Raw genomic sequence first — 12801 nt, forward strand, 5'->3', positions numbered from 1 at the left:
CTCACCGATCGTGACAGCGAGAACCACAAGCATGGTACAGACCCGCCGAGCGACGACCGTCATTCTCCCGCCAGCAGCGGAATGACCGGAGCGAAGGCGTCCATCTGCGTCGGGAATACACCGACGTACGACATCGTCGTCCGGGCCCGCACGTTCCGGATCTGGTCCGCGATCTCCTCGAAGCTCCCGATCGCGATGTACGGCGACTCCAGGATCTGCTCGACGGTCAGACGGGTGTCGACTTCCATGTTGGGCGGGAAGCCGTTGTCGAGCGCACCGATGACCATCTCCGCCGTCTGCTCCCGATCGTCCGAGATCAGGATGGTCGTGATGGTCCAGTTCAGCTCGATGTCGGCGAACCGGTCGCCCGCAGCGGCGCGGATGAGCTCGACACGCTCGATGCTCTTCTCCATGGTGATCTCGGACAGCTTGAGCTTGCCCTCGCGCGTGGTGCTGGGGACCAGGGAGATGATGTCGGCGTGCTTGGCTGCCATCGCGAGCATCTTCGGGCCGCCGCCGCCCACGGCGATGGGAGGCCGGGGGCCCTGGCGCGGCCGCGGGCTGCCCTGCAACCCGTTCACCTGGTAGTGCTTGCCCTGGAAGTGGCACTCCTGCCCACGCATCAGGGTGTCGAGAATGGTGAGCGACTCGTCGAGCTTCTCGATGCGCACACCGGGGCTCTCGTAGGCGATGCCCGCCTTGTCGTACTCCTCCTTGAGCCAGCCCGCACCGATGCCCAGCTCGAGCCGTCCGCCGGAGATCTGGTCGATGGTCGTCGCGTCCTTCGCCAGCACCGCCGGGTGACGGAAACCGTTCGCGAGGACTGCGGTCCCGAGGCGGATCTTGTCGGTGGCGACGGCCAGCGCGCCGAGCGCGGCGATGGGGCCGACCTGGTTGCCCAGGTGGTCGGGAATCATGAAGCTGTCGAAACCCAGCTCCTCCGCCTTCTGCGCCAACTTCACGAAACGCCGTGCGCCGCCCTCGTCCGGGTTGCCCTCACCGCCTGCCGCGAAGCGGAACGTGCGCAGTGGCGCAGTGGTGGCCGCGGCGTCGGCAGAACTCATGAATTTTCTCTCCTGCAGCGTCGAGGGAAGGTGCGGTGGCCGGAGTCGAAGCCGACTCGCCACTCTAACCGTTACCGGCTCGAGACCAAAGTTGCCCCGCGCAGCACCTTCCGTCAGCTGTGAGCAGGCGTCGGAGCCGACGCGACGAGCCCCGCCGCCCAGTTCGCCGTCCACTGTGTGGCGGTGGTGCCGGCGTCGTCTACGACGTACCGAGCGTAGTTGCCGTGCACCGGATTACCCGCCGCACCGGCCAGTGCGGTCAGCGACGACGGGATGTTGCGGAGCGACATCGCCTCGGGCGGCGCCGCGCAGATGAGGTCGCCGGGAGCGCAGATCGAGAAGGTCCGATCGGCGAGCGCACCGAACCCACCCTGGCGGGCACCGGTCATGGTGATTCCGGGTACGTCGAGACCGCCGAGAGCCACCTCCGCGCCCACGCCGTCCACCGGCGGGCCGATCTGCTGCGCGCTGGTGCCGTCGCGTCGGCCGTCCGCGATGACGGTGACGCCGAGGACTCGCTCCGCCGGAACCGGACCCGCCCCTGCGCCGATCGACGCGGCGAGATCGCCGACGATGACTGCTCCCTGCGAGAACCCTGCGAGCACGTAGGACGTGAGCGGGCACTCCGAGGACCGCTGCGCCAGGATCTCGTTCGCCTTCGCGGCGCCCTCCGACCGGCTGACGTTGTACGAGGCCTGGCCGTCGGGCGGGAACGCGATGGGATTGGAGAACTGCGCGACGTACGGAACCGTGTAGACCTCGGCGCGCTCGGGGCCGAACTGCTGCTGCAGCGGCTGAGTCACGTTCAGCATCAACGAGATCGGGTTCGCGGTGGGAGCGTAGGGATCGTCCGCCGCGTTCGACTCCCACGTGCCCGGCACCGAGAGCACGAACACGTCGGGGCACGACGCCGGCTGCGAGGTGGGCGGCTCGGCACCGGGAACCTGCGGCTCACCGGGACCGGGTGTCGTCAGTCGACCCGCGAGCAGGTACCAGAGCAACAGCAGGACGAGGACGACGACGAGCGCGACCGCGAGCAGGACGAGCAGTGTGCGCGCCACCGAACGCCGACGCGGCGGCCCGGGCCGACCGGATCGTGTCACGAGGCGCCGCCTATCCGCAGTACGTCGAGCGCGCGACGTCGACGTACGTCTGTGCGGTCCGCGACGCGTCCTCGGCGCTGATGGTCGCACCGGACGCCGACGCCTCGGCACCGACGTTCGCGGTGACGAAGGTGAGGACCTGGTCGTCCGCCACACCCTCGGACTGGGCGGCGCAGATGTAGCTCGCCGTGCCGATGGCGATGTCGCCGTTGCCGGCCACCGTGACGCCGCGGGACTTCAGAGCGTCGAGGAACGCGGTTCCACGGGCGTCGATCGGCACCTCGGTCGGGCCGGGGAAGCCACTGGGCACCGGCTCCGCCTCGTCGGGAGCGGTCGCCGCCGCGCCCGGACTCGTGGTCGCACCAGGCGAGGTCGACGTGGCGGACGCGGACGTGGAGGTCGGCGCCTCCGTCGTGGTCGCAGCGGCGGTGGCGCTCGACGTGAGGGACGGCGTGCTGCTGGCCGAGGAGTCGTCGCCGCCGCACGCGGTGAGCAGAGCACCGGCCGCGACGGCCAGCATCACGGGAGCGACGGTGGTGGCGAACCTCGAGGTCACGAAAACGTCCTTACTGTCATCGGGGCACGGCAACTGACAGCGGACGGTACCGGCACGGTCTGAGAGGACTCTGTGTGCGGGAAGGCCGGAGGCCGGCCGCGGGGCGAAGTCCCACCGTGTCGGCACCGCCCGGTGTCGGGTCAGGGAACGATCTGGACGACGCCGTCCCGCACCGTCACGAAGCCGTTCTGGAAGTTCTGCTGGACACCGCCGGGAATGTCGAACTGATCGCTGGTGACGTATCCCAGGCGACCGTTCTCGTAACCGGCGCTCTTCCACGCGTCGAATATCTGGCCGTTGAGGATGGACCACGCGCCGGTCGCGGGCGACCAGTAGATGTTGCCGCCCTGGAACTCGGTGAAACGACCGCCGTCACGGACCGGGACCTCGTTGGTCTTCGCGAAGCCGAGTGCCCCGTTCTCCCACCCGAGCTGGCCGTACTTCTCCATGATCTTGCCCATCACGGCGTGTGTGCCGGTGTCGGGCGAGAAGTACATCGCACCGATCTCGAAGCCCTGGACCGCACCCGGCTTGTTCGGGGTCTGCACCTCGTCGCGCAGCGGGTAGCCCAGCGGCCCACCCTCGTAGCCCTGGCGGGCCCACTCGTCGAGGATCGCGCCGCGCACTGCGTGCGCACCGGTCTGCGGGGTCCAGTAGACCATTCCGTTGCGGAACGAGTTGTAGCGTCCACGGCCGTCCGGGGTTCCGAGCTCACCCGACAGCGGCATGCCCAGCGCGCCGGCCGGACCACCGTTGGCCGCGTACGCGCCACCGATCGCACCGGCCACCACGTTCGTGCCCCCGTCGGAGGAGAAGATGCGACCGAACCGGAAGTCCTGTGCGCGCCCACCCGCGACGTCGTACTCGGAGGTGAGGCAGTCGCCGAGCCATCCGTTGGCGCTCGCGGTGCCGCCGATGTTCCCGCCGACGCTGCACGCGGGCTTGTCCACCTCGACACCGAGGGCGGTGGCGATCTGCGGCCATGCCTGGCGGAGCTCGAACTGCCAGTACTGCCACGAGTGAGTTCCGGACGGCCGGTAGTTGATCGAGGCCGGGATGCCGAGCTTGTTGAGCTTGGTCGCGAACGTCTGCGACGTGAGCCGCGACAGGATCTCGAGACCCATGCCGGCGTAGTTGGTGCTGATGCCGGGGATGTCGGACTGCTGGTCGTACGGTCCGGCGGTACCGCTGCCGCTCGAGACGTACAGGCTCATGCCCTTCAGCTTCTCCGCGAGAACGTACGGGTCGTGCTGAGCCCACAGCTCGCTCGACGGCACGCCCCACATGGCACCGGCGTCGAAGCCGCCCGCGTCCTGCATGGCGTACCCGATGGCCTGCGGCATGCCGAGCGTCGTGGTGCTGAGGATGCCGGAGAACGATCCGGCGAATCGGAAGAAGCCCGGGTTCCGCGCCGAGAGCGTCATCGCGGCGGTGCCGCCCATGGAGAGACCGGCGACCGCGCGCGTCTGGTTGGAGCGCCAGTCACGCTCGAGAATGGGCGGGAGCTCCTTGGTCAGGAACGTCTCCCACTTGTAGTTCCGGCCGTTGTTCTGCTCGGCCCAGTCGGAGTAGAAGCTCGACTGACCGCCGACGGGCAGCACGACGTTGACGTTCTTGTCGGCGAACCAGGACTCGGCATCGGTCTCGGCGGTCCAGCCGTTCTCGGTGTCGGTCGCGCGCATGCCGTCGAGCATCCACACCGACGGGAACGTGGCCTGCGGGTTCTTGTTCCAGTCGCGCGCGAGCAGCAGCTGCACCTGGATCGGGACTCCCATGGACGGCGAGTTCACCCACACCGCGACACGGCGGTCGGTGATCCAATCGACCGCGGACACGGTGGCGCCGGCATCCGCCTGCGCGCGCAGCGGCGCTGCCTGGACCGGTGCCGCGTGGACCGGAGACGCGACCGCCGTGGCGGCCTGGCCCCCTGCGAGCGGAAGAACCAGCGTGACCGCCAGGGCGGACAGGATCCGCGCTCTCCGGCCGTTCGGAACTCGCATGTGTGGGACTCGCTTCCTCGAAACGTCAGACTGTGCGGGGCCGTCGGCGTGCCGGAGAGGTCCGGTCCGTCGAGAGTGCCGCCGATCTTGTTCTACACGGTCACGACGACGGTCTCGGAGAGACTCGCTGTGACTGGTGGTGCAAATGTTACTGGAGTCGCCTCAGAACATGCGACAGCCCCGGACACCGTCGCCGAAGCGAGGGCCGGGGCAGTCGACTACCGAGCTGACTCAGCCGATGTTGGCCTTCAGGTCGGGCATCATCTGCACGATCTGATCGAACCAGTAACCCCACCGGTGCGTTCCCTGCGCGGGGAAGCTGTAGGTGACGTTGTTGGCGCCGATCGAGGCCATGCGGACCTGGAACGCGCGGCTGTTGGCGAGCGCCAGAGCCTCGAGGCCCATGCCGTTGGCGGTGTTGTAGTAGTCGAGCAGCGAGCCCGGACGGTCGTAGTTGCCCGGGAGGCCGCTGGCGGCCGAGACCCAGACACGCGTGCCGTTGTCACGCAGACGCGGCGCGAAGACGAACGGGTCGTTGCGGAGCCACGCCGGGTTCCAGGGCGGTCCCCACATGCTGTCGACGTTGTAGCGACCGGCGTCGAGCATCGCGACGCGGATGGCCTCACGCATGCCGGGCGCCGAGATGTTCAGGTAGCCGGACAGCGAGCCGGCGTAGCTGAACTGGTTCGGGTGGTACGCGGCGAGTGTCAGCGCAGCGCTGCCGCCCATCGACAGACCGACGATGCCGTTGTTCTGACGCGAGAAGCCGAGGTCACCCGCTGCGAGACGGTTGGGGAGGTCCTGCGTCAGGAACGTCTCCCACTTGTACGTGATCTGCTGGCCGTTGAAGTTCGACGGTGCGTACCAGTCGGTGTAGAAGCTGGACTCACCGCCGACCGGCTGGACGACGTTGATGTTGTTGTCCGAGAGGAACGACCCCGCATTGGTCTCGTGCTCCCATCCGCTGATGTCCGGCGTCGCGCGGAGACCGTCGAGGAGGTACACGACCTTCGACGTGTTGCCGTCGGCGGCGCGCCAGACGCGACTCTTGATCGGACCCATGGACGAGTCGGACCAGACGTCGAATCCGGCACGGATCTCGGCGTTGGCAGTGGCTCCGGTGCCCACGACCGCGAGGCCGAGGGGGATGGCGGCGGCCATCACGACGGAGACGAGGGCCTGACGCATGCGTCGGCCCACTCGGGGGGTGCGCAGGCGTGAAGCCTTACGCGGCAGAGCGCTGTCGTCACCAGCGACATCGGTAACGGACCCGTCACGCATACATTCGGCCTCTCACAGTTCCGTGCAGCCGGACGGCCGCACCGCTTCGTCGATCGATATCCGGTCACGCTCCGAGGAAGACCTCGGAACCTGAACCATCGGTCTCGTCTTCCGCGCACGATCGCCCCGCGGGCGATCCTGCACGTCGACGCACATCATCTACACATATCTCCGCCGACGGAGACAGCGTTACACAAACGAGATGCCGGAATCCAGCCGGGACGTCGAAATCGGAATACTCACGACACCGAAACGCCATGACCCGGTGATCTCACTGTGACGCGGATCTCACTTGCCGCACATCGTCACGATGCGGGCCGCTCCGGGGGCATCTCCAAATTACACCGTTGTATTTCGTACTTCGGCACCCGGTCGAATCGGTACCCCGCGAGATCCAACGAGTGCTTGAAGTTCTGCACGAATCGGGCCCGCGTGAGCTCCGAACGGTAGGACGTCAGCAGTTCCTGCGTCTCCGGACAGGTCAACGCGACCTGCGCCTGCTCCACCCATTCCTCGTCCAGATAGAACGGCAGGAAGGGATGCACGTCCACCATTCCGGTGTCCGCGACCACCCAGTCCGTGTACAGGTTCTTGTCGTGTCCGATGCGGCCGTTGTCGAGCCGTTCCGTGTGCGCCGCCAACGGATACGCCAGGCCCATCTGATCCAGCACCCGGACGTCGAGCCCCACGTTCATGCTGGTCATTCCCAAGTTGAGAAAGTAGACGACGTGCTCGTCGCCGCCCTCGGGAATCGGCAGGGGCGGCGGCACCACGTCCCAGTAGGTGAACTGCGCGGACGGCAGCAACAGACCGCCGTCCGGCGTGTTCTCGATGGTCTGCACCATTGCCCGCATGCGCGGGTAGTCCAGGTAGTCGCTGGCCAGGATCGGATGGCGGTGGCCGGTGTTCTCGGAGTAGAAGGCCCGCTCGTCGACGATGCCGCTACGCCCGACCGTCGTGCCCTGCGGCATGCCGGTGGTGGTGGCCGCGAAGATCGCCCAGACGACCACGCCGAGCCACAGCGCGACGCACGACACCAGCGCCACGATCCCGCGCCGCAGCGGGATCGGCACGACGGCGACCGGGAGCAGCAGCAGGAACAGCGCGGGGAGCAGAGTGCGGCCGTGCATGAAGTCGCCGCCCACGCGCACGGCGTACACCGTGGAGATCAGACCCGACACGAGCGCGAAGACCACCACGGCGCTCGGCGTCCGGATCCGCGAGACCAGTCCGGCGAGACCGCTCGGCGCCTCGCCACGGCGAGCCGCACCGGGCCCGATCCGGGTGGCGGCCAGTGCCGCGGCCACGACGACCAGCACCGCGGGCACCCACAGGGCGTAGGGCCCCACGAGGTTCCACAGATACGTCGAACCCTGCGCCCACTTGGCGCCGCCGGCGTCCTTCGACACCGCGGTGTTCGGGTACGGCAGCGCGTAGTAGCCCATGCGCCAGATCTGGTAGCCCACCGGGAGCAGACCGGCGACCACGACGACGGCGCCGCGGCGGATCCATCCCGACGTCGCGACGACGAGCATGAGGAGCGCGAGGCCGCCGACGATGACGAGTTCCGGGCGGACGAGGGGCGACAGTCCGCCCCAGAACGCGATGACGAGCACGAGTGCCGTCGACGGGTTCTCCACCCGCCGGTCCGCCCACCGGAGCATCAGCCACCACAGGACCGCGATCCAGAAGATGACCAGGCACGACTCGAGGCCGGACGTCGCGAAGTCGCGTGCCGGCGGTACGGCGATGTAGACGAGCGCTCCTGCGGGGAGCGCGAGCACCGCGCGCCCGGCGTACAGGCGTGCCGTGCCGATCATCGCGACCGTGACGGCCGCCGTCGTCAGCACGAGGGCGATGGTCAGCACCACGTACTCGAGGCGGACACCGCTGAGCCACGAGAAGGCGTACACGACATAGGTCCAGGCGGCGCTCGTGTTGGTCTCGACGCGCTCGCCCGCGTTGAACACCGGCCCGTTGCCGGCCAGGAGGTTGCGGACCGTGCGCAGCACGATCAGTCCGTCGTCCGCGATCCAACGGCGGTCCCAGGCGCCCCAGAAGGTCAGCACCGCGACCACGGCGATACCGGCGACGCCGGTCGCTCGGGCCCACCCGGGCGTTCCCACCCGGTCCTCGGCCCGCGACTGCTCGTCGCCGGTACGTTCTGTCAGTTCCTCATGCGAGGTAGACAGCGACACCCACCACTCCGATCCACACGATGGCGAGCATCTGGAGCACCCGGTCCCCGAGTGCGATCTCCTCGGGCTCGCCCGCTTCGCCACCGTCCACGTCCACTGCGTACCGCAGGATAGCGACAGTGAAGGGAACCATCGAGATCGCGAAGAGGGAACTGCCGTTCTTCGCGTCCTGGTCGAAGGCCCACAGTCCGTAGCAGATGACGACGGCCGTGGCGCTGAGCGTCCACACGAACCGCAGGTAGGTGGTGGTGTAGTTCTCCAGCGACTTGCGGATCTTGGCGCCGGTGCGTTCGGCGAGCTGCAGTTCGGCGTACCGCTTGCCGGCTGCCATGAACAGCGATCCGAAGGCCATGATCAGCAGGAACCACTGCGACAGCGGGATGTCGGCCGCCACGCCGCCCGCGATCGCGCGCAGCAGGAAGCCGGACGAGACGATGCAGATGTCGAGCACCGCCTGGTGCTTCAGGCCGAAGCAGTACGCGAGCTGGACCGCGATGTAGACGCCCATGACCACGGCGAGGTTCCAGTTGGCCAGGAACGAGAGCCCGATCGCGCCGCCGAGCAGCACCACCGCCATCGCGAAGGCCAGGTTGACCGGGAGGACACCCGCCGCGATGGGACGGAATCGCTTGGTGGGGTGCGCCCGGTCCGCCTCGACGTCCATCGCGTCGTTGACCAGATAGATGCCCGACGCGGCCATGCAGAAGACGAGGAACGCGAGCGCGACCGGCAGGAGCACCGAGCTCTCGGTGACCGAGCCGGCAGCCAGGGGCGCCGCCAGGACCAGCACGTTCTTGACCCACTGGCGCGGGCGCACCGCCTTGACGATGCCCGTGGCCAGGTTCTTCGGGGGCGCGCCGACGACGGCGGGTTCCTCGCTCATGCTGCTCCTGCTGTCGTGGCCGCTGCGTCTCCGCCGGTCAGGCCGAATCGGACCGCCGCGTTCTTCTCGGCTCGCACCGTCGCCGCCGCGGACAGCGCGCCGAGCGCGGAGCCCACGAGTACGTCGGAAGGGTAGTGAACACCGAGCACCAGGCGCGACACCAGCATCGCGGGCACCAGCACCGGTGCCACGGGCAGACCGCTCGCGCGGCCGATCAGCAGCGCCGCGGCCGTGGTGGACGTCGCGTGCGACGACGGGAAGCTGAACCGGCTGGGCGTGGAGACGCCGACGCGCACGGACGGATGGGTCGGGCGCCGACGCCGCGAGATGCGCTTGACGACGATCGACGCCGCGTGCGCACCGACGGCACCGACCGCGACCGACGCCCACTGCTCGCGCCGCGCCGAGTCGACCACGGCACCGATACCGCCGATGGCGATCCACCCGAGGGCGTGCTCACCGAAGTGCGACATCCCCCGAGCGACACGCACGGCGCCCGGCAGTGACCCGACGCTGCCCTGCACCGCGGTGAGGACCCGCAGGTCGGTTCGAACCAGGTTGTCAGTTCGGATAGGAGAAGACACGTTCCCAACGCTCCTTGCTGGTGAGTTCGGGCACGGCGCGACGGTACCGGTCGGACAGCTCGGGGAAGCGCGACGCCAACTCGCGGCGCAGCGAGAGCGCCTCTCCGAGCAGCGCGGAGGCGATCTTCGGATCCCGCTTGCGGTACACGACGCCGCGTCCGTCGGCGGTGGTGACGGTGACACCGTCGACCTGCGAGAGCAGGTACCAGCGCGCATCGAGCGTGGGCACGTTGAGCTGGGGACGGTCGTGGTGCTGCCGCTGCGCACCTCGGGCGTTGTGGATCAGGCCCTTCGCCAGCCGGGACACCTTGGCCACGGCGCCGACCGGCTCGGCGACGGCGGGTACGTCCGCGCCGCTGGCCGGCGGGAGCAGCGTCGACGACGGGACGACCACGGCGTCGGGGTACTGCCTGCGTACCCGGTGCACCTCGGCGAGCGCCGTCGGCAGGATGTCCATGATGTGCTCGGGGCCGGCGAGGAAGTCGCGGATCGCCATGTTCTGGATCGCGACCGTGGAGTACTCGAGGCACAGCAGATGCTTCATCGTGGCCTTGACGGTGTTCACCACGAGGCCGCGGGCGGAACCCGGGGAGTGCAACGCCGCCACCACGAGGCGGTTGCGCAGGTGGAAGTACGCCTGCCAGTCGATGGCGTCGTCCTTGTCGCTCCACGCCATGTGCCAGATCGCGGCCCCCGGGAGAGTCACCGTGGGGAACCCGGCCTCGCGGGCTCGCAGTCCGTACTCGGCGTCGTCCCACTTGATGAACAGCGGCAGCGGCTGACCGATCGTCTCGGCGACCACCCGCGGGATGAGGCACATCCACCAGCCGTTGTAGTCGACGTCGATCCGGCGGTGCAGCAGTGTCGACTCGCGGAGCGGCTTCTCGGCGAAGTCGTGGTCGTACTCGACGTTCTGGGCGCCACCCCACATGAAGATGCCGGTGTCGATCTTCTCACCCATCACGTGCAGGTGACTTCGTGCCTGCAGGTTGAGCATCTGGCCACCGACGAGTGTCGGCACCTTCGCGAAGCGGGCCATGGCGAGCGCCCGCAGGATCGAGTCGGGCTCGATCTCGATGTCGTCGTCCATGAAGAGGATGTGCTCGGCGTCGGTATTCTCGAGCGCCTCGTACATGATCCGGCTGTATCCGCCGGATCCACCGAGGTTGGCCTGGTCGTGGATGCTGAGGAGATCGCCGAACGCGGCCGCGGCGTCGTCGAATCCGGGCTCGTCGCGCACCTTGCGGGTGCCCTGGTCGGGCACGATGACGGCGTCGACGACGGCCATGACCAGTGGATCGGACGCGATCGCCGTCAGCGCCTTCACGCAGTCCGTCGGCCGGTTGAACGTGGGGATGCCGATGGCTACGGACGCGCGTCCGGGCGCGTCGACGGGTGCGAACCACCCGGCGGACCGCACCTCGACGTCGGTGTCCGTGGTGACGTCGAACCAGATCCATCCGCCGTCCTCGAAGGGACCGAGCTCGACGACGAACTCGAGAGTCGTGACGTCGCCGTCGACCGTCGTCGCGTCGTCGGTGTCGCCGCCCTGGACGTGGATCCGGGACCCGTCCGCCTTCGAGCGGTAGACGTCGACGCGGCAGTGGCCGATCAGCTCGACCCGCAGGACGACGGACTCCAGCGTGCTCCACCGTCGCCAGTAGCTCGCCGGGAACGCGTTGAAGTACGTGCCGAAGGAGACCTCCGACTCGGATCCGATGGACACCGAGGTGCGAGAGAGCGAATGCGCGCGGCGCGGGTTGGTGCGGGCCTCGTCCGTGTACAGGGTGCGGACGTCGAGCGGCTCACCGGCGCGCGGGAGCAGGATGCGTTGGAGCAGCGACCGCCCCAGCAACTGGTCCTCGCTCACGCCGAATCACCCAGTGAGGCACCGGTTTCGAGGTGGGGGCGCAACGTGTTCTCGAACGTGGTGAGCGCACTGGCGATGGCCATGTGCATGTCGAGGTACTGGTAGGTGCCCAGTCGGCCGCCGAACAGGACGGAGTTCTCGGCCGTCTCCTGCTTGGCGCGGGCCCGGTAGGCCGCCAGCTTCGCGCGGTCGTCGGGAGTGTTGATGGGGTAGTACGGCTCGTCTCCCGACTCCGCGAACCGCGAGTACTCGCGCATGATGACCGTCTTGTCCGCGGGGTAGTCGCGCTCGGGATGGAAGTGCCGGAACTCGTGGATGCGCGTGTAGGGCACGTCCGCATCGTTGTAGTTCATCACCGGGGTGCCCTGGAAGTCACCGGTGTCGAGCACCTCGGTCTCGAAGTCGAGTGTGCGCCAACCCAGTTCGCCCTCGGAGTAGTCGAAGTATCGGTCCAGCGGTCCCGTGTAGACGATCGGCGCGTCCGGGCTCTCGGCCCGAAGTTCGTCACGGACGTCGAACCAGTCCGTGTCCAGCCGGACCTCGATGAGGTCGCTCTTCGCCATGTTCTCGAGCCACGCGGTGTAGCCGTCGACGGGCAGACCCTCGTGGGTGTCGTTGAAGTAGCGGTTGTCGAAGGTGTAGCGGACCGGGAGCCGCGCGATGTTGCCCGCGGGCAGATCCTTGGGATCGGTCTGCCACTGCTTGGCGGTGTAGTCGCGGACGAACGCCTCGTACAGCGGGCGGCCGATCAGCGCGATGGCCTTCTCCTCGAGATTCGCGGCATCCTCGACCGAGATCTCGCTGGACTGCTCCTCGATGAGCGCGCGCGCCTCGGCGGGAGTGAAGTAGCGGCCGAAGAACTGGGACACCAGGCCCAGGCCCATAGGGAACTGGTACGCCTGGCCCTTGTGCAGGGCGAACACGCGGTGCTGGTAGCCCGTGAACTCGGTGAAGCGAGTGACGTACTCCCACACCTTCTCGTTCGACGTGTGGAAGAGGTGGGCGCCGTACTTGTGGATCTCGATGCCGGTACCGGGCTCGGGTTCGGAGTAGGCATTGCCTCCGATGTGGGAGCGCCGGTCGAGCACGAGCACTCGTTTTCCCAGTTCCGCGGCACTCCGCTCGGCGATCGTGAGGCCGTAGAAACCGGACCCCACGACGATCAGGTCGTACCGTCCTCGCGAAGTATCAGTCACGGGTGACCAGGGTATCCGACGCTGTGTAGTCGTCCCGCAACCCGCACGTCGACCCTCCCGACCGTC

The 12801-nt window shown here is 68.3% G+C and carries 10 protein-coding genes; all 10 read right to left on the minus strand.

The window, feature by feature from the left end; translation table 11 throughout:
- Nucleotides 1-59: 59 nt before the first annotated feature.
- The 10 genes from QE449_RS00635 to glf all read right to left on the minus strand — a co-directional run bounded on the left by QE449_RS00635 (nt 60) and on the right by glf (nt 12735).
- Nucleotides 60-1064 carry an LLM class F420-dependent oxidoreductase gene (locus QE449_RS00635; protein WP_027507278.1) on the minus strand — a complete coding sequence of 335 codons (1005 nt, stop codon included), beginning with the start codon at nt 1062-1064 and terminating at the stop codon, nt 60-62.
- A gap of 113 nt (nt 1065-1177) precedes the next feature.
- Nucleotides 1178-2167 carry a cutinase family protein gene (locus QE449_RS00640; protein WP_081821493.1) on the minus strand — a complete coding sequence of 330 codons (990 nt, stop codon included), beginning with the start codon at nt 2165-2167 and terminating at the stop codon, nt 1178-1180.
- Between the two features lie 10 nt (nt 2168-2177).
- Nucleotides 2178-2723: a DUF732 domain-containing protein gene (locus QE449_RS00645; protein WP_027507276.1), complete on the minus strand. Its 546-nt coding sequence runs from the start codon at nt 2721-2723 to the stop codon at nt 2178-2180.
- Nucleotides 2724-2863: 140 nt separating this feature from the next.
- Nucleotides 2864-4723: an alpha/beta hydrolase-fold protein gene (locus QE449_RS00650; protein ID WP_307108001.1), complete on the minus strand. Its 1860-nt coding sequence runs from the start codon at nt 4721-4723 to the stop codon at nt 2864-2866.
- Nucleotides 4724-4954: 231 nt separating this feature from the next.
- Nucleotides 4955-5911 carry an alpha/beta hydrolase family protein gene (locus tag QE449_RS00655; protein WP_261770348.1) on the minus strand — a complete coding sequence of 319 codons (957 nt, stop codon included), beginning with the start codon at nt 5909-5911 and terminating at the stop codon, nt 4955-4957.
- A 398-nt stretch (nt 5912-6309) separates the two neighbouring features.
- Nucleotides 6310-8130 carry a flagellar motor control protein ZomB gene (gene zomB, locus QE449_RS00660; RefSeq protein WP_307109651.1) on the minus strand — a complete coding sequence of 607 codons (1821 nt, stop codon included), beginning with the start codon at nt 8128-8130 and terminating at the stop codon, nt 6310-6312.
- 49 nt (nt 8131-8179) lie between these two features.
- Nucleotides 8180-9085, minus strand: a complete 906-nt coding sequence (locus tag QE449_RS00665; protein ID WP_027507272.1) for a decaprenyl-phosphate phosphoribosyltransferase — start codon at nt 9083-9085, stop codon at nt 8180-8182.
- Nucleotides 9082-9627, minus strand: coding sequence for a phosphatase PAP2 family protein (locus QE449_RS00670; RefSeq protein WP_056444193.1), 546 nt, complete (start codon nt 9625-9627; stop codon nt 9082-9084). Before QE449_RS00670 ends, QE449_RS00665 begins: the two co-directional genes overlap by 4 nt.
- Before the next feature lie 19 nt (nt 9628-9646).
- Complete coding sequence (locus QE449_RS00675; protein WP_307108002.1) at nt 9647-11539, minus strand: glycosyltransferase; 1893 nt, start codon at nt 11537-11539, stop codon at nt 9647-9649.
- Nucleotides 11536-12735, minus strand: a complete 1200-nt coding sequence (gene glf, locus QE449_RS00680) for a UDP-galactopyranose mutase (protein ID WP_307108003.1) — start codon at nt 12733-12735, stop codon at nt 11536-11538. The genes QE449_RS00675 and glf overlap by 4 nt, the downstream gene beginning before the upstream one ends.
- Nucleotides 12736-12801: the final 66 nt, after the last annotated feature.

It is taken from the genome of Rhodococcus sp. SORGH_AS_0303, from assembly GCF_030819335.1.
Lineage (GTDB): Bacteria > Actinomycetota > Actinomycetes > Mycobacteriales > Mycobacteriaceae > Rhodococcoides.

Coding starts and splice junctions, on each gene's coding strand:
- QE449_RS00665 (WP_027507272.1), bottom strand. CDS start 9,085: ATGAGCGAGGAACCCGCCGTCGTCGGCGCGCCCCCGAAGAACCTGGCC.
- QE449_RS00635 (WP_027507278.1), bottom strand. CDS start 1,064: ATGAGTTCTGCCGACGCCGCGGCCACCACTGCGCCACTGCGCACGTTC.
- QE449_RS00655 (WP_261770348.1), bottom strand. CDS start 5,911: ATGCGTCAGGCCCTCGTCTCCGTCGTGATGGCCGCCGCCATCCCCCTC.
- QE449_RS00650 (WP_307108001.1), bottom strand. CDS start 4,723: ATGCGAGTTCCGAACGGCCGGAGAGCGCGGATCCTGTCCGCCCTGGCG.